General features: G+C 39.6%; 20 protein-coding genes. 13 read left to right on the plus strand and 7 right to left on the minus strand.

The window, feature by feature from the left end; all coding sequences use genetic code 11:
• Nucleotides 1-17: 17 nt before the first annotated feature.
• Entirely contained in the window at nt 18-1,115 is a 1,098-nt protein-coding gene (fbp, locus tag ACZ5XX_RS01420) for a fructose-1,6-bisphosphate aldolase/phosphatase (protein ID WP_464584887.1), read from the plus strand.
• 9 nt (nt 1,116-1,124) lie between these two features.
• Here fbp and ACZ5XX_RS01425 read toward each other — a convergent pair whose 3' ends face one another.
• From ACZ5XX_RS01425 to pgsA, 4 genes are read right to left on the minus strand one after another with little or no spacing between them, the layout of a single operon-like run.
• Nucleotides 1,125-1,778, minus strand: coding sequence for a DUF434 domain-containing protein (locus ACZ5XX_RS01425; protein ID WP_464584889.1), 654 nt, complete (start codon nt 1,776-1,778; stop codon nt 1,125-1,127).
• Complete coding sequence (locus ACZ5XX_RS01430) at nt 1,778-2,434, minus strand: TIGR00153 family protein (RefSeq protein ID WP_464584891.1); 657 nt, start codon at nt 2,432-2,434, stop codon at nt 1,778-1,780. The genes ACZ5XX_RS01425 and ACZ5XX_RS01430 overlap by 1 nt, the downstream gene beginning before the upstream one ends.
• Nucleotides 2,434-2,670 carry a DUF357 domain-containing protein gene (locus ACZ5XX_RS01435; RefSeq protein ID WP_464584893.1) on the minus strand — a complete coding sequence of 79 codons (237 nt, stop codon included), beginning with the start codon at nt 2,668-2,670 and terminating at the stop codon, nt 2,434-2,436. The genes ACZ5XX_RS01430 and ACZ5XX_RS01435 overlap by 1 nt, the downstream gene beginning before the upstream one ends.
• A gap of 6 nt (nt 2,671-2,676) precedes the next feature.
• Nucleotides 2,677-3,249, minus strand: coding sequence for an archaetidylinositol phosphate synthase (pgsA, locus tag ACZ5XX_RS01440; protein WP_464584895.1), 573 nt, complete (start codon nt 3,247-3,249; stop codon nt 2,677-2,679).
• Between the two features lie 72 nt (nt 3,250-3,321).
• Here pgsA and ACZ5XX_RS01445 point away from each other — a divergent pair, with 72 nt between their 5' ends.
• The 3 genes from ACZ5XX_RS01445 (at nt 3,322) to ACZ5XX_RS01455 (ending at nt 5,919) form a co-directional block, all read left to right on the plus strand.
• On the plus strand, nt 3,322-3,939 hold the full coding sequence (locus tag ACZ5XX_RS01445; RefSeq protein ID WP_464584897.1) for an L-threonylcarbamoyladenylate synthase: 618 nt from the start codon (nt 3,322-3,324) through the stop codon (nt 3,937-3,939).
• Nucleotides 3,936-4,643 carry a DNA repair and recombination protein RadB gene (gene radB, locus ACZ5XX_RS01450; protein WP_464584900.1) on the plus strand — a complete coding sequence of 236 codons (708 nt, stop codon included), beginning with the start codon at nt 3,936-3,938 and terminating at the stop codon, nt 4,641-4,643. Before ACZ5XX_RS01445 ends, radB begins: the two co-directional genes overlap by 4 nt.
• A 121-nt stretch (nt 4,644-4,764) precedes the next feature.
• Nucleotides 4,765-5,919: a pyridoxal phosphate-dependent aminotransferase gene (locus tag ACZ5XX_RS01455; RefSeq protein WP_464586118.1), complete on the plus strand. Its 1,155-nt coding sequence runs from the start codon at nt 4,765-4,767 to the stop codon at nt 5,917-5,919.
• 230 nt (nt 5,920-6,149) lie between these two features.
• On the opposite strand, the gene ACZ5XX_RS01460 is transcribed toward ACZ5XX_RS01455, so the two are convergent.
• Both ACZ5XX_RS01460 and ACZ5XX_RS01465 read right to left on the minus strand, forming a co-directional pair.
• Nucleotides 6,150-7,928, minus strand: coding sequence for a ribosome biogenesis/translation initiation ATPase RLI (locus ACZ5XX_RS01460; RefSeq protein ID WP_464584902.1), 1,779 nt, complete (start codon nt 7,926-7,928; stop codon nt 6,150-6,152).
• A gap of 116 nt (nt 7,929-8,044) precedes the next feature.
• Nucleotides 8,045-8,254: a histone family protein gene (locus ACZ5XX_RS01465; RefSeq protein WP_464584905.1), complete on the minus strand. Its 210-nt coding sequence runs from the start codon at nt 8,252-8,254 to the stop codon at nt 8,045-8,047.
• Nucleotides 8,255-8,487: 233 nt separating this feature from the next.
• On the opposite strand from ACZ5XX_RS01465, the gene pth2 reads away from it, so the two are divergent.
• From pth2 to ACZ5XX_RS01490, 5 genes are all read left to right on the plus strand, one after another.
• Nucleotides 8,488-8,826: an aminoacyl-tRNA hydrolase gene (pth2, locus tag ACZ5XX_RS01470; RefSeq protein ID WP_464584908.1), complete on the plus strand. Its 339-nt coding sequence runs from the start codon at nt 8,488-8,490 to the stop codon at nt 8,824-8,826.
• Nucleotides 8,827-8,900: 74 nt separating this feature from the next.
• Nucleotides 8,901-9,545 (plus strand): amino acid kinase family protein, encoded by a 645-nt coding sequence (locus tag ACZ5XX_RS01475; RefSeq protein ID WP_464584910.1) that lies wholly within the window; start codon nt 8,901-8,903, stop codon nt 9,543-9,545.
• A 2-nt stretch (nt 9,546-9,547) separates the two neighbouring features.
• On the plus strand, nt 9,548-9,709 hold the full coding sequence (locus ACZ5XX_RS01480) for a zinc finger domain-containing protein (RefSeq protein WP_464584912.1): 162 nt from the start codon (nt 9,548-9,550) through the stop codon (nt 9,707-9,709).
• Nucleotides 9,710-9,927: 218 nt separating this feature from the next.
• Nucleotides 9,928-10,197 (plus strand): elongation factor 1-beta, encoded by a 270-nt coding sequence (locus tag ACZ5XX_RS01485; RefSeq protein WP_464584914.1) that lies wholly within the window; start codon nt 9,928-9,930, stop codon nt 10,195-10,197.
• Between the two features lie 16 nt (nt 10,198-10,213).
• Complete coding sequence (locus ACZ5XX_RS01490; RefSeq protein WP_464586120.1) at nt 10,214-11,446, plus strand: tripartite tricarboxylate transporter permease; 1,233 nt, start codon at nt 10,214-10,216, stop codon at nt 11,444-11,446.
• Here ACZ5XX_RS01490 and ACZ5XX_RS01495 read toward each other — a convergent pair.
• Nucleotides 11,443-12,291, minus strand: coding sequence for a class I SAM-dependent methyltransferase (locus ACZ5XX_RS01495; protein WP_464584916.1), 849 nt, complete (start codon nt 12,289-12,291; stop codon nt 11,443-11,445). The genes ACZ5XX_RS01490 and ACZ5XX_RS01495 overlap by 4 nt on opposite strands.
• A gap of 152 nt (nt 12,292-12,443) precedes the next feature.
• Between ACZ5XX_RS01495 and ACZ5XX_RS01500 the strand changes: the two genes are divergently transcribed.
• From ACZ5XX_RS01500 to ACZ5XX_RS01515, 4 genes are all read left to right on the plus strand, one after another.
• Entirely contained in the window at nt 12,444-14,006 is a 1,563-nt protein-coding gene (locus ACZ5XX_RS01500) for a CpaF family protein (RefSeq protein WP_464584918.1), read from the plus strand.
• 25 nt (nt 14,007-14,031) lie between these two features.
• Nucleotides 14,032-15,066: a type II secretion system F family protein gene (locus ACZ5XX_RS01505; protein WP_464584920.1), complete on the plus strand. Its 1,035-nt coding sequence runs from the start codon at nt 14,032-14,034 to the stop codon at nt 15,064-15,066.
• A gap of 366 nt (nt 15,067-15,432) precedes the next feature.
• On the plus strand, nt 15,433-16,395 hold the full coding sequence (gene mer, locus ACZ5XX_RS01510) for a 5,10-methylenetetrahydromethanopterin reductase (protein ID WP_464584922.1): 963 nt from the start codon (nt 15,433-15,435) through the stop codon (nt 16,393-16,395).
• 91 nt (nt 16,396-16,486) lie between these two features.
• Nucleotides 16,487-17,557, plus strand: a complete 1,071-nt coding sequence (locus ACZ5XX_RS01515; protein ID WP_464584924.1) for an archaeosine biosynthesis radical SAM protein RaSEA — start codon at nt 16,487-16,489, stop codon at nt 17,555-17,557.
• Nucleotides 17,558-17,756: the final 199 nt, after the last annotated feature.

A 17,756-nucleotide genomic window follows, 5' to 3' on the forward strand; every position in this document is an offset into this window, starting at 1 on the left:
TTGGAGGTGTATCCATAATGAAAACAACAATAAGTGTGATTAAAGCTGATGTCGGAAGCCTGGCAGGTCACGTGCGTGCTCACGAGGCCTTAAAGGACAAATGCGATGAAATACTTTCAGAGGCTAAGGATACGGGGATCCTAGAAGACTATTATATAACCAATTGTGGTGATGACATCGACCTTATAATGACGCATCAAAGAGGCGAGGAAGACGAAGAAGTGCACGAAACAGCATGGAATGCCTTTAGAGAAGCAACAAACCTTGCAAGGGAAATGAAATTATATGGTGCAGGCCAAGACTTGCTCTCAGACACGTTTTCAGGTAACATAAAGGGACTTGGCCCAGGTTGTGCTGAGATGGAGTTCAAGGAAAGGCCAAGCGACCCAGTTATCATATTTTGTTGCGATAAGACAGAACCAGGCGCATTCAACCTTCCACTGTTCAGGGTATTTGCAGATCCTTTCAACACAGCAGGACTCGTAATAGACCCCAGCCTACATAACGGTTACAAATTCGAAATCTTCGACGTCATAGAACACAAGAAAGTGATAATGTCATGTCCAGAAGAAATGTATGACCTACTAGCACTCCTAGGTGCTATTGGCCGCTATGTGATCAAAAAAATTTATAGAAAAGATGATGATGAAATAGCAGCTTCTGTAAGCACCGAAAGACTAAATATCATGGCTGGGAAATATATTGGGAAGGACGACCCAGTGGCCATAGTAAGATCCCAATCAGGCTTCCCAGCAGCTGGAGAAGTGCTTGAACCGTTCTCAGTCCCACATCTTGTAGGTGGGTGGATGAGAGGCTCGCACAACGGTCCACTAATGCCTGTACCCCAAAAGAATGCCACGCCAGTCCGATTTGACGGTCCGCCTAGGGTTATCAGTTTAGGTTTCCAGGTTGCAAATTGCAAATTGATCGGGCCAATAGACCTCTTTGATGATCCATCATTTGATCGTTCAAGGGCACTAGCATCTGAGATAGCAGAGTACATGCGAAGGCACGGCCCATTCGAACCACACAGACTCCCAAGCGATGAAATGGAATACACAACATTACCAGAGATTCTTAAAAAATTAAAAGGAAGGTTCGAGGACATAGAATAAACTCTCCCATTATTCTTTCTTTTTCAGCCCTCTTGAGCCGTCGATTAAATATTTCCATATAAATGATGGGATGTCAAACACTCTCTTGGCTCTGTCTATAATGGCACTGTCACTTGTAGCAACCACGAAATTTTCAGCTTCCCCTTTAATACTATAATCGACGTGTGGGGATAATTCCACTTCACCGGGGATTCCATAACCTTTTAAGAGTTTTTTTACAATGGATGCTAGTTCCCCGCTGAAACTGACATTTTTATCAAAATAGAATTTCACAAAACCCACTTTTAGAATCTTTAATGTTTTAAAGACGAGTCTGAGGGCTTTGAAGGTTTTATCGTTCATTTTGTATTTTCCGAAGACTCCCCGGGAATCTCTCAGGAACCCGTCCTGGGCTATGAAAAAATCCCCTTGAAGAACGCTCTCCACGGTTATAAGGACATTATAACCATCTAAAAGTATCCTAGATCCTCTCAAGGATTCTGGACTTGCTAGTTTTTCTTTTCTATTTTTTATTGTGGACTTTGAAAAAACGTATCTTGCAAGGTAATTTCTATCTTTTCTTTTGAGTCTATAATGGTTCGCGACGAAATCAAGGGCAACCCTCTTCTTATATCCCCTATCTAGAAGGTAGCGAAGGTCCTCCTGGGCTTTTTTGAGGGTCATCACCCCCTCCTCTTAGCAGCTATAATAAGCACGCGGTCTGATGCGTCCTCAGCCCTGTCTGCTATATTCCCAAGGTGTATTGTAACCTCCTTCATTCCTAGGAGTTTAACAACGCCTATTTCCTCATGCCTATAGGAATTGTAAAGTTTAGCTAATATTCCCCTTTCAATTTCATCCGCTTTTTCTTCAAGTTTTTCGATTTCATGGGCTTTCTGGATAGCCTCTGTGAGATCTTCTTCCAAGGAGTTTATGCAATCCTTTAAAGCCTCTACAATTTGTCTTATAATATCCATGAATGCTTCAAAATCTTCTTTAAAGTTTGGTGGGAATTCAACTTTACTCAAGGATATTGTGAATGCTGTTGATTCGATTGTGTCAGCCACCTTATCAACGTTTTCAGTTAACATTATCCTATCTTCTCTGTCAAATGGTAAGAAAGCCCCTTCATAGAATCCCATTTCCATCTTCCGGCGTATTTCATCAGCTTCATGTTCTAGGGCTGATACTTTCCCTGTTAGGATATCCACCTTCTCATAATCTCCATTATAGAAGTGTGGCATCATCTTCTCGAATTCCTTGTAACACTCATAAACTTTTTTTACATGTTCTTTAGCATAAAATTCAACTTTGCTTTCTTTCAGGAAAAATTTTCTCATTATTTAACCCCTATCCCGTGTAGGATGCGTAAAGAGTCGATTAAACCATGTGCATAATTTATGCAACCGAAGGATGTTATATAATCACCCTTCTCTAGATAATATATGGAGTCTTCTTTATAATTTTCAGCCCTTTGGATAATATCTTTCTCCTCCTTACTAAAATCTAGATGTAACATTTCCTTTATATTTTTCTCTAGGAGTTTAATATCCTTTTTAATCCTCTCACTTGTCAAGGTTAATCACCCATGGGACATCATCTTCCAGGAATAATAGATCCTTTGGATCACGGTAAAGTATCCAAGGATTATAACCAAAATAATGGCGATTTCCATGACAAAATCTCCAAGAACCGAACCCAAGAACGCACCCAACATTAATATTAGTAGTCTTTCAGCCCTTTCAGCAACTCCTATACTGCAGGGTATGCCTTCACCCTCTGCACGGGCTCTAACATAACTCACACTTAAAGAAGCATGAAGTGCCAGCATCCCATTTAACCAGTTTATAAAACCGCCATAAGTTATACCTATCAGGATGAACGCGTCGGAAAACCTGTCCATGGTCGAATCTAAGAATCCTCCGAATTTTGTCGTCTTAGAATTCTCCCTTGCAACAGCCCCGTCAATAATATCCATAAAACCACTCAAAGCTATTAACAGTCCCCCGAGAAACAAGTTCTTCATTGCAAAGGCGTAACCCGCCGCCAAGGCTATGATAAAACCTGCTAAGGTAACATAATTTGGGTTTATCCGAATCCTTGAGGCGATGGGGTCTGTTATCCTCCCAAGATAGGGTCTGAGATTATTTAGCATAGAATATTCATATAAAATTCAATTTATATATATCCATTGGGGGTATAGAATCCAAAAAAAAGCAGATCTGAAATGAAGATCATAAAAGTAGATAAAAATTTAAAGGGCGATCTAAAGGCGGCGAGAACCATCCTGAAGAATGGTGGCATCGTATTATATCCTACAGACACGTTATATGGTCTTGGTGTCAACGCCTTTAATGAGGAGGCTATAAAAAGACTCTATAGATTAAAGAGAAGACCCCCTAATAAACCAATATCTATATGCTTACATGACACGAAATGGATAGGAAAAGTCGCTCACCTCAACCCTAAAGTTGAAAGAATAATCAAAAAACTTCTACCAGGACCGTTCACAATCATACTCAAAAAAAAGGACAGAGTCCCCCAGATTTTAACAGGAGGCTCTGAAAAAATTGGGATAAGAATTCCAGATAATATTATCTCTAGGGGACTTTCAAAGGAATTCCCGATAACAAGTACAAGTGCAAATATATCTGGGATGAAAACCCATAATAACATTAAGGACATAATTCAACAAATAGGTGAAGTTAACCTAGCTATTGATGCAGGCCCCCTTAAAGGGGGAGCATCCACCGTAATAGATCTTACAACAGATCCTCCCAAAATCCTAAGAAAAGGAGCGGGTATTGAAAAGATCAAAAGAATAATGGTAGGTTTAAGGGTATGAAACTTCTCTCAAATTTTAAAAAACCGGCCAAGATACCTACAGGCTGTTCTTTGGACAAAATACTTGGAGGGGGGGTGGAAAAGAGAAACCTAACACAATTCTATGGACCCCCAGGATCTGGGAAGACAAACATAGCCATCAAACTAGCCGTTGAAACAGCAAAAAACCATGGCAAAGTAATATTCATAGATACAGAAGGTGGAATGTCAATCGAAAGGATAAGGCAAGTGGCCGGTAAGGACTTCGATAAGATAGCTAAGAAAATAATAGTATTTGAACCAGGAACATTCCATGAACAAGGCGAGACCATAAGAAAAATATGGTCGTTTTTGCAAAGACACCCACAGGAATTCGATCTCATAATTTTAGATTCTGCCGTGGCATTATACAGATTGAAGGATGGGAGCTCTCCAAGGATACACAGCGAATTGGGTAACCAAATGGCTCTGCTTTTAAGGATGGCGAAAAAATATGATCTTGCTGTTGTAATCACGAACCAAATATATTCTCTATTTGATGCAGAGGGTAGAAACGCCATCGAACCCGTGGGAGGTACCATACTCAAATATTGGAGTAAAGTAATCATTGAGCTACAAAAGGGAGATGTGATCGGTGAACGTCGGGCGATTTTAAAAAGGCATAAAAACAAAGAAGAAGGACTTGAAACAACATTTAGGATAGTTGAAAACGGTCTTGAAGGATGAACTCATATTAGTAAAAACTTTTATTAACCCTTTAACTAATAATAATCTAAAAAAATCATGACAGATTTTACTTTAGTAAATATAGAATAACACCCCAATCCATAAACTTGTAGTGATGGACATGATTTCCCCTAAAAAGTATCATAAAATCGTCAAAGTACCGCCTAATGGTTTTAAAACTATTAATGAATTTTTTAATCATGTTTTTAAGGACAAAGAAATGATATGGATGGGCCAAAATACAAATCATCTTAATGATCATGACGAAATAAAGGAAGCAATGATAGAATTCATAAAGAGCAATGAATATTGTAAATATCCCCCACCTGAAGGATTCCCAGAGCTCCAAGAGTTAATACTAAAAGACTTAGGATTAAAAAATGGCTTCGAATCTCTCATAACTGCAGGGGGGACAGAATCTCTCTATCTGTGCATGCATAGTTACATAGAATTAGGCGACGGGATCATAACATCAGATCCTGGATACTTGATAATTGAAAACTTCGCCAGGAGATTCGGGGCAAAGGTAACAAGCATACACATATACAACAAAGAATGTTCATATAAACTCACTCCAAAACTCGCAAGAGATAACATAGGCGAGAAAACAAAGATAATATCACTTATAGACCCCCTAAACCCTCTGGGATCATCCTATACAAAAGATGAGATAAAAGAGTTCGCCGAAATAGCCGAGGAAAGAGACTTATATCTTCTACATGATATAACATACAGAGATTTCGCGAAAAAGCACTACTTAGCAGCCAAACACGCCCCTGAGAGGACTCTTACAATCTACAGTTTCTCGAAAATTTGTGGAATGGCCGGTCTCAGGATTGGGGCTGTTGTAACAGTACCAGAAATGATGGAACCCCTCAAAGCTGTTATCATAAACGATCTCGGGACAAATGCCCTATCACAAATCGGCGCTATAAAAGCCTTGAAAACAAAGAAGAAATGGATCAAAAGGGTGCGTGAACACACATACGAAAATCAGAAGATCATAAAAAAGGCTGTTGATGAAGTTGAAGGCTCATTCATACCAGTATACCCATCAAACGCTAACATGATGGCTATAGACATATACAATACAGGAGTATCCCCAGATGATCTGACAGAATGCCTTTTAAAAAGGAAAATCTTTGTAAGACAAGGATCATACACCAGCAGATTCTATGGCGACAGATACATCCGCCTAAGTTTCTCAATCCCCAAAGAACAAGTCGAAGTATTCGCAGAAAACTTTATAGATCTGATGGGGTCTCTAAAAAGCTAAAAGGAAAACTCATACACCCCTTTAAGATCATGCCAAAAAAAAGACAATATTGTATCATTTTCCAGCTGCAGAATCACCGGCTAGATTTGGGAGAGTTTCCACACCATTTAACTATCGGCAGTTTTTTCTATTGGGTACCCCTCTTCACAGAATAGATTATTGTATCCACTAAATTATTTGGGGTTTTTTGCTTATTATCTGTGAGAGACGGCCCCTTTTTGAGGGATGATTCACTCAGTTTTGAGATAATAGTATTCCCCAATTTCTTTCTGCTTACGGTCAAGGAAACTGTTAAGTTTGTTTACTCTGGGTCTTTTTGTTTCTTTATCTCTTCTAAATGTTATACCTACTTGGGATAGGAAACTGTTCATTGCCTTTCGAAGTTCTGTTGGACTTGTCGCATATCCCTTTATACTAGGTGTACCATGGAATACCATGGCCCTGTCTGATATATAATCGAGGAAGATTATATCATGGTCTATTATAATAGCAGAGGAATCTCTACCTTCTATTATCTTTCTCATGGCTTTAGCCGCCATTAGTCTCTGTTCAACGTCTAGGAAGGCTGTGGGTTCATCGAAGACGTAAAGATCCGCTTCCATGGATAATGTTGTGGCGATAGCTAATCTTTGGAGTTCTCCTCCACTGAGTTCTTCAACCCTTTTATCCTCTAATTCTTCAAGGGAAAACGGCCTTGCAATCTCGCTTTTAAATATTTTGGTACCGTATCCTTGCGCGTTTAAGTGTAGAAATTCCCTAACAGTGCCTTTGAAATCTGATTTTAGGTATTGTGGTTTATAGGCTACTTTGAGTTTCTTTTTAATCTTACCTTTATCTGGTTTTTCAACCCCTGCTAGTATCTTTGCAAAGGTTGTTTTACCTATGCCATTGGGTCCGAATGCTGTTACAATCTCCTTTAAATATATTTTACCCTCTTCAACCTTTAATTGGAAGGCATTATATTTTTTGGTTAAATTTGAGTATTCAGTGAGTGTTTCACCCTCCTCTTCTGGTGTGGGTGGTTTTATTTTAAATTGAATTTCACTTTTTCTGAATCTAACATTTTCTTCTCTCAGGAACCCTTTTATGTAGGCGTTTATACCAACTCTCACACCTCTCCTTTTTGATACAACACCATAGGCTCCAGGTTTCCCATAGAGTACATGAACATAATCTGAGAGAGCGTCAAGGGCTGCGAGATCGTGTTCTATCACCATAACGGCTTTGCCTTCTTCTTGGAGGGACCTTATCACCTTAACCGCGTTTAGCCTCTGTTTAACATCCAACCAGGATGTTGGCTCGTCAAAATAATAAAAATCGGCATCTCTGAGGGCTGCTGCTGCTATGGCTATGCTCTGAAGTTCTCCTCCACTCAATTTTTTTATATCCCTTTTTAGTATAGGTTCAAGTTCAAAGGTTTCAATGATAAAATCTAATTTATCACGTTCATCAGCCCTTGTTAGGAGCTCATCCACTCTACCTTTCACATATTCTGGGATAAGATCTATTAGTTGCGGTTTATGAACCGTCCTTAATTTGCCTTTTGAAAGTTTCTTAAAATATTCTTGTAATTGGGATCCCCTGAAGAATCTTATTATCTCATCCCATCCTGGGGGGTTTTCATAATCTCCAAGGTTGGGTTTTAATTCACCTGAAAGTATACGACTTATAGTGGATTTACCAATCCCATTGGGTCCTATAAGTCCAATAACATCCCCTTGCGTTATGACTGGTAATCCGAAAAGTTCGAACATATTCTCCCCATAACGGTGAACAGGATCCTCAAGGGCCTCTGGCAAGTTTATTATACTTATAGCATTAAAAGGGCACCTGTTAGTACATATACCACAGCCTGAGCATAATTTCTCTGATATAATAGGTTTTTTAGTTTTTTCATTGATTATTATTGTGTCTTCACCCATTCTAACACCGGGGCAGTATTCGATACAAAGATAATTACACTTTTTTGGCTGGCACCGGTCATGATCCAAAATGGCGATTCTAGTCACTCACATCACCCTAGAATAATAAAAACTCATATTATGTGGAGTTTTCCCCCCTTGGATTTCTTTTAAATTTCATTTTATAAAAAAAGTAATAAAATGGGGAAATAAAATTAGAAAAATTAGTACAATTTTTTAAATGCTAAATCTATGTCCTCTGCTTTAACAGTTTTTCTACCGGCGTGTTTTGCAAGTTTAACAGCTGATGCTGCTATCTCTTCACCTATTTCTTCTAGGGCCTTTGCTAGTGCCTCTCTTGCATCATCACTTATTCTTTGTGCACCGGCATTTTTTATGATTCTTCCAACTGGTGCTATTGGTAATTGACCCATAATATCACCTCAATTTTATCTTCAAATCCATAGTATTTAAATTTATCGTTTCTTCTGCCATCTTTGTGACTAATATCGCATTTGTAAATATAAGATTGACATTAAATACACTAATAGAATTTTGAAAAACTTTTTGCACTATCAAGATAATCCCATGAAGTTTTCAAACAAAAAATATCATATACCCACTATCATAAATATGATAAAAAAATAAAGGAGAGTGAAAGTTCTAGATGAAACAGGCTATTATAATCCGAGCAGACCTTAAAATGGGGAAAGGTAAACTTGCAGCTCAAGCCTGCCACGCGTCCATAGAATCATACAAGAGAACGACCCAAGACAAAGTGAAAAAATGGGAAAATGAAGGTTCAAAGAAGATAATTCTGAAAGTGAAAAACCTAGAAGAGCTCATGGAAATATACAAAACACTGAAAAAGACAAAAATCTCCCACTATCTCGTACGCGACGCTGGGCACACACAACTACCCCCAGGCACGATAACAGCCCTTGGCATAGGCCCAGACGACGATGAAAAGATAGATAAGATAACAAAACACCTAAAACTATTATAAGCACGTGAGAAAAGAAGATTAGTGATCATAGTATCCTAATTTTATCACCTCATAAATGCCAGGGAGTGTGGACAGTGGAATGGATCGTGAAAATAGGGGGCAGCTTGTTCCCCCATCATGCAAAGAAATTATTAGAAAACCTTCTAGGCGAGGACATCATGATCATAGCTGGTGGTGGGGAATTTGCAAATAAAATAAGAGAATATGATCATGAACTCGGATTTTCAGACACTGCAAGCCATGAAGCCGCCATACTATCCATGGATATAATGGGCATATTACTTGCAGACCTTGTAAAAGGAGCCGAGGCAACTCAAACCATAAAAGAAGCTAAAAAAATAATAAAAGATGGTAAAATACCAGTACTCTTACCATCAAGAATCCTACACTATCTGGATCCCCTCAAACATTCATGGCAGGTAACATCAGATTCCATCGCCTTTTATATATCAAAGCTCATGCATACAAAACTATTAATAGCAACAGATGTAGATGGTATATATACGATAGATCCCACTAATAGTGAAGCTAGACTTATAAATGAAATAAGTGCTAAAAAGTTACTAACTTTTGGCGAAACTGCAGTGGATGAAGAACTACCAAAACTTCTACTAAAATACAAATCTGATTGTTACGTAGCCAATGGGAAACATCCCCAGAGGATCCTTTCTCTCATAAAATCCACTGACACAATATATACGAGGATAAGAGGTGATTGAACTTGGCAAAGATAAGATGCACATCTTGTAGACAAGAAATACCCCTAGGTGAAGGTTATGTGAAATTTGAATGCCCATTCTGTGAAGAAACAATATACAGATGCGAAAAATGCCGAACCTTCAGCCACCCATACAAATGTAAATGTGGATTCGAAGGTCCATGAACTATCACCATGAGACTGTATTCTTTCCAGACCTTATAGGAAGTTTCAAATTTTCCAGCACACCCTATGGTGAGGATTCCCCTTGGCCCTTTACAGGGATAAATTCAACAAATTCACCCCCTCTTCCATATTCTATTGTGTGGGGGGATGCTTTTCCAACCAACAAATATAAATAATAATAGTGGATCAGATATTATTAAAATTGGAGGGAGATAACAATGGGAGAAGTTGTCGCCACTATAAAATTAATGCCAGAAAGTCCCGATGTGGACATGTCAAAATTAAAGGCTAAAATTCAATCATCAATACCAAAAGATGCTGAATTATATAAAATAGAAGAAGAACCAGTTGCCTTTGGCCTCATAGCCTTGAATGTGATGGTTGTTGTAGACGATGCGGCTGGGGGAACAGAGAACGTTGAAAAAAATTTATCAAAAATTGAAGGTGTAAGTAACATAGAAGTAACTGACCTGCGACGTTTAATTTAAACACAGGGTGGTTGAGATTTTTGATCTCATCCTCACCTGCCTTTTAGGGATTTTATGCGGCGTCATAACAGGTATCATACCAGGTGTCCATGTTAACACCATAGGCGCTTTTACTTTCGCCGCCACATCCTTAATCTTCAAGTCCTTTTCCCCGGAATCCTTAGCTGTTTTTCTACTCTCAATGTCCATCACCCATGCACTCATGGAATTCATACCATCCATGTTAGTGGGCGTCCCAGATGAAGCAACAGCATTATCCATATTACCAGGCCATAGGATGGTCCTAGAAGGGCAGGGTAAAAAGGCTATAAGATTAACAGCCGTCGGCGGACTTGGGGGTATAATATTCACAGTATTATCCATACCATTATTCTTGGTCATCCTTCCCCCAGCACATGAACTGCTAAGGCCATATATAGGACTATTACTCCTTATAATGTCAATCTATCTTATAGTAAGTTTGAATAGGAATTTAGAAGCCATTGCATGGTCCTTGATAATATTCATCCTATCTGGGATCATGGGATGGGTCATGTTAAACACTCCACTTTCACCCAACATTTCACTCTTGTGCACTTTCAGCGGCCTTTTTGGTGTGAGCACACTAATTTACAGTCTAGGTGAAAATTCAATCCTGCCCAGACAATGTCCAGTGAACGAAATCAGAATTGATACAAGGGTTCTGAGGGGAGTTCTTGGAGGTGGGATTGCCGGGGCTCTACTAGGGTTTCTCCCAGGCTTCGGACCGGCACAGGGCAGCATATTAGCCCAGGAAATCAGTGGAGGGGATGATGATCGGGTGGAGAATCTTTTAACATCCCTCAGTGCTTTGAACACCTCAGATGCCCTTTTTTCCCTTATGACCATTTATCTTATAGGAAATGCCCGTAGTGGAATAGCAGTATATATTTCGAAGATAATAGAAAATTTCAGTTTAAATCATCTCATATTCTTCAGCTTCACATCTATAATATCAGCAGCCACATCCTTTGTCCTATGTATAAAAATAGGGGATTTCCTAACCGATCACCTCCAATACATGGACTATAATAGGCTCTCAAGGCTCCTAGTATACTTTATAAGCTTCCTTGTGATAATCTTTTCTCTGATAGAAAATGCACCATTACATTTTATTTTACTTGCCTATGTAACTTCTATAGCCCTTGGCCTCATACCCCACTATGTAGGTGTTAGCAAATCCCATCTCATGGGGGTTCTCATAATACCGGCACTAGCCATCTACCTCTAACAGATAAGAAGTACCTCTTTAGCAAGCTTCTTAGAGGCTTTAACAAAAGGAGAAACATCAATCCCTGGGAAAGGATCAACAATACAAAGATCATACTTTTCATCAATGAGCGAGGGCAAATCCCTTATATCCTCATTGTATATTTCGAAATTTCCACGTTTGTCCTTTTTAAACTGGTTTACCTCAAGGTTTATGAAGGTCATTTTCAAGCCTTCGTTCCATATATCATTAAATATTACTTTACTGGCTCCTGCAAAAAGTGCGAATAATCCTAGGGTCCCGGGGCCACATGTAGCATCTATAACCTTAAATGAACCTTTAAATTTCCTCAGGATATTATGGAGGCTCATCAACTTCAAGTATGAAGAATCTGGAGATTCTATGTGCATTCTGCTCTGTCTTTTATAAATACACAAGGCTCCTATTTGAGTTTTTATAATGTCACAGCGCATATCGCATCCAGCTAATTTCTCATATACAATAGGTTCATATTTCGAATCAAGGACGCCTACTGTCATCCTAGGATCTCCTTTTATAACCCCCTTAACTTCTGGTACTTCCTCGATTATGCGTTTAGCGGTTTTTTTATCCAAATTCTTTGATAATAGGATTAAGGATTTTGGTGATAGGAATGGTGTCCTTGAAAGTGGATAACCTATGCTCATAAGTGGTGTGCCAACACTTCTTAGACTCGATTTTCTATCTAGGATCCCTTCTTCGATCATTATAATTAGTATATGCCCCATCGTAGTGTCAAGGTGCCTTTTACCACACCTACATTTACCCCAGTCCCTATCAATAACCTTTAAGTCCACTTGATCCCTGAGGGGTGCTCTCTTGTTCAAATGAGGATTATAACAATCCTTACATCCATTGTAAAAATCTTGGATCTTTTCTAATAAAGATCTCCTATTTAGTATGCAGTCCCCCCCACATTCACACTTTAATCCCATATAAAGTTTAAATATGATATTCATCATATTAAAAAGTGATTTTTATGAAGGATAAAAGGAAGGAGATCTTAAGAGAAATCTTGGGAGAATTCGCCGATGACAGCCTTGAAGCTGAAAATGGGAAAGTTAAATCAGGGAAGGAGGTCACCCTTGACATTGACGAGATAATCCAGAGAAAACCCTCAAAACATAGAAAAGCAGATGTTAAAGAAGTTGAAATCATAGAGGAGGATCTAATCCCATTATATAAGGTTTCCCTTCCAAAATTTTCCGATAAAGAAAGAGAACTTATAAATGAAATAAGGTCAAAGGTCGTGGAAGCTGCTGTAACAGCCGGTGGCGAATTCCAAATCGACAAGAAAACCCTTATGAGGGAGATTAAAAACTTCCTCAGGGTGAAGGGGATTCGAGACATTGACAGACTCGCCAATCAAATCGTGCAAGAAATGCTAGGCTATGGTGAAATAGACCCTCTCATAAGAGATGATAATCTTGAAGAGATAATGATAATCGGCGTGAAAAAACCTGTTTTTGTCTACCATAGAGACAAGGGTATGATGATAACAAACCTCATATTCGATGATGCTGATAATATTAAAGCCCTAATTGATCTGATCGCGAGACAAGTAGGTCGGCGCATAGACCAACAAACACCAATCCTAGATGCAAGATTACCCGACGGTTCAAGAGTCAATGCAACTATACCCCCAGTCTCGCCGGATGGACCCACACTAACTGTACGTAAATTCAAAAAAGACCCTTACACCATCATAGACCTTATCAATTTCAAGACAATGTCATCTTATCTGGCAGCATTCCTCTGGGTATGTACTGATGGCCTTGGAGTCAAACCATGCAATGCAATAATCGCGGGTGGCACAAGCTCGGGTAAAACAACAACCCTTAATACGATAGCAGCATTCATACCACCCCGTGAGAGAGTTATCACCATAGAGGACACCCTAGAACTCCAACTCCCACACCCCCATATCCTAAGAATGGAAACAAGACCACCAAACATAGAAGGAAAGGGTGAAATCGACATGGACACCCTCGTCAAAAACTCCCTCCGACAAAGACCAGACAGGATAATAGTAGGGGAAGTAAGGGGCCCTGAAGCCATAACATTATTCACAGCCTTGAACACTGGCCATTCAGGGTTCGGAACATTGCACTCAAACACTGCGCAAGAAACCATCACCAGACTCACGAACAGGCCCATGAACGTCCCAAGTATTATGATACCCGCATTGGACTTCATCATAATGCAGAATAGGATGTATAGTTCATCTGGTCGTTCAATAAGGCGCATAACCGAAGTGGCGGAGGTCGTGGGGATGGAAGAGGGCAGAGTCCAATTAAACAAGATATTCGAATGGGATAACGTCACCGACGAGGTCGAATATGTGGGTATAACAAGCCAAGCCTTAAGAGAAATAGCAGAACTACGAGGTATAAGTATAACTGAAATAGAAGAAGAAATCGAGAGAAGAAGATTAGTTTTAGAATTCATGGCCGATGAGAATATAAGATCCATAGATGAAGTGGCCAAATATATACATGGATATTATAAGGATCCAGAGGAGATCCTAGAGAAAATACTCTAAGCCCAAACCCTGGGGGCGTCTAAGAATGGTCTTTAAAGAAATTTTTGAAAAGCTTGGGGATATGACAATATCCGCAGGTAGAAAGGTGGAAGAGGGGGTTAAAGCCCCAGCCACGAAACTAACCAGTATCAGACCATCTTTCACTGGTAGACGTGATTTCAGGGGCACCATAAAGCGTAGAAGCACTTCAATGATAATGGAACGGATGAGGATGACCTCTAAAGAGGTAGAAATATTCAAGGATCTTATAGAAGCCGATAGGCACCGGGAAGAAGAGGAGAAAGAAAGTGGAAAAAGGTATACAGAAGCTTCACTTGAAGAATTATTAAAAGAAGAGGAAAAGAAGTTCGACCCTAGGATATTGTTATTACTTGGAAGCGTTTCTGGCCTCATATTATTATTGATAACAGTCACACTAGGCCTTGGCTTGGATATCGGCTTAATATTAATGTTTGCAGTAACTTCTTTATCGGTGATTTTGACAGTTGCTCCAAAATTGCAAAAGGGTAGGAAGTCAGGTGAAGCATCACGCCAATTACCATTCGCTTTGAGACAGATGGCAACAGAACTTAGAGCAGGATTAGGACTCCATGATACCATGCGTTCAGTGGCGCTTTCAGGGTACGGGGCGTTATCTGAAGAATTTGCAAGGACGCTTGAAGAGATAAGATATGGTGAAAGTACTGAGAATGCTCTACGGGAAATGTGTAACAGGGTAGACTCAGAGGGCTTGGATAGGGCTGTTTATCAGATTACAAGGACACTTGAAAGTGGGGGCGACCTAGCCAAGACCCTTAGTATTATAGCAGAGGATGTGGCCTATGAGATGAGGATGAAACTTAGAGATTATTCCCAGAAGCTTAACTCCTTCACCATGATATACATGTTCATCGCCATCCTCGCACCGGTAATATTCCTTGTGATGTTACTTGCAGCCGCCACGGTCATGGAAGGGTCAGTTTTACCCCCAATCGCAATATTATTATTCTACCTATTATTATTCCCGATGATAGTAGGGTTCATGGCTTTCATGATAAAAAGACTTGAACCAAAATTATAATCTATAATTTTTATAGGTTCTCCTCTCCCCATGATAAGATGGCGCCCATATAACCTAAAATTATGGGTGACAACAGCAATAATATTTAAAACTTTCGATTACCTTTAAATCATAAATTATTTCTATTTTGCAGATAAACTCATATATTAGTTGCTGCACATTCCCCCCACAGTGTGTGGGGGAAGGTGGCAGGAGAGGTGGGTGGGAAAAGGCAGAAAAAACCTAGGAGTTTAAACTCCTAAGAAAAACCTGCTAAGGGATGATTAACATCCCTACCTATCTACTATATTTGGGAAGGGAAACAAAAAACCCACCCAGAGGGGGGATGCAAAAAATCAACCCCAATAACCCCAAAAGGTGATATCTATGAAATTTGGTATCGAAATCGTCCCAAGCATGCCAATAGATGAAATAGTTGAAGTCGTTAAATTGGCAGAGGATGTTGGCTTCGAATACGCTTGGATAACGGACCACTACAACAACAGATACGTATATCAGGTCCTCGCTTTACTTGCTAAAGAAACCGAGACCATCAGAATAGGTCCAGGTATAACAAACCCCTATGTTAGGAACCCAGCAATAACAGCCTCAGCCATAGCAACCTTAGATGAGATTTCAAATGGAAGAGCAAACCTTGGTATTGGTCCTGGTGACAAGGCCACATTCGATAAATTAGGCATTGCATGGGAAAAACCAATATCAAGGATAAAAGAGGCGATATCAATAGTAAGAACCCTAACAGCTGGAGAAGCACTTGACACAGGTGCAAAATTAGATTACAAGCCCGTCCAGGAGAAAATCCCAGTATATATGGGTGCCCAGGGTCCAATGATGCTCAAAACCGCTGGTGAAGTGGCAGATGGTGTGCTAATTAATGCTTCAAACCCAAAAGATTTTGAAGCTGCCGTTCCAAACATAAAAGAGGGGGCAGAAGCTGCAGGCAGAAGCATGGATGAAATCGACGTCGCCGCATACACTTGTACATCAGTAGATGAAGACCCTGAAAAAGCAGCTAACGCTGCTAAGATAGTTGTCGCATTCATAGCCGCAGGATCACCACCATTCGTGCTTGAAAGACACGGCCTACCAGGTGAAACACAACAGAAATTCGGCGACCTCATAGCCAAAGGAGATTTTGGCGGTGCAATAGCAGCAGTAGATGACGCATTAATGGAAGCATTCGCAATCGTAGGAACACCAGACGACCTAATACCTAAAATAGAAGCTCTAGGTGAAATGGGCGTAACACAATATGTCGTTGGTTCACCAATAGGGCCAGACATGAAAAAATCCATAAAACTCGTAGGGGACGTCATAGAAAGCTTCTAAAAAATAAAAATTCACCCCCATTTTTTTATACTCTTTTTCCCTTTTCCATAGAATATTTAAATAAAAGCTAAGCTTATTTTTACAAAGGAATATGATAAGAGAGTTAGCACTGAAAACCAGACAAAGAGCTATTAAAAGGATTAGAAGAAAATCACCAGAGGAATTAGCAACTAGTTGGTGTCAAGAAGACTTACTCTATTCAGGGAAAGGTAAAGCAATTTTCATGATACTCCCGACCAGAGGATGCTCATGGGCACTATCAGAAAGTGGCGGTTGCACCATGTGCAGCTACCTTTCAGATTCTCTCCTTGAAGACATCAAAGCCGAAAAATTAAACAAGATATTCAAAGATCTAATATCCCAGTATAGGATAAAAGAAAAAACTGCAATTAAAATATTCATCTCTGGCAGCTTCTTAAACCCCGAAGAATTCCCGAGAGAGTCCAGGGAATTCATACTAGAATACCTCAATGAAATAGACAACATAGAAGAGATAATAATAGAATCTCGTCCAGAATACATAAACAAGAAGATCCTTATTGAATGTTGCAATCACATACCAAACAAAATATTAGAAGTTAGCATAGGACTTGAAACTGCAGACGATTACACCCGCAAATACAAGATAAACAAGGGCTTTACAAAAGAAGACTTCGAAAAAGCCATCAAAGCCATAAAAAGTCTGAAAAGGAATTTCGATATAAAATCAAAGGCTTATATACTTATAAAACCCATTTTAACAAGTGAAAGAGAAGCTATCCAAGATGCCATAAACTCTGCAGTCTATGCAGAGAAAATAGGCGTTGATAGAATATCATTCTGCCCATCAACCATACACAAAGGCACGGTAATGGAAGAACTCTGGAAAAGAGGCTCATACAAACCCCCATGGATATGGAGCCTCATCGAAATCATAAACAACGCACGAAAAAACCTCAAAATACCAACAATAATGGACACTTCAGGACTCGGAACACCAAGAGGCCCCTACAATTGCAAAAAATGTAACATGAAACTTAAAAAGTTAATCATAGAATCCAACCTAACCCAAAAAACCATACAACCCATAAAATGCAACTGCTACAATAGATGGGCCGCCGAAAAAGAACTTGGAGATTTCACAAGATCAACAAATAACATCAAATACCAAGTCTATGGATAATCCAACCCCGCAATAAAGAAACTTATCCTCCCGCACCCCAAAAAGCCAAGAAAGACACGAGAAACAGACTTGCCAAATAATATCCAAGGGTGGCATTCCCCCATAGAAAACCGAACCTGAAAACAAATATGATCCATAATAGAGATTATGAGGAATGAAAGCTTAAACTCCAAGGCAGATTGGAAAATTCACCTCCAAG

The organism is Methanothermobacter crinale, assembly GCF_055397825.1.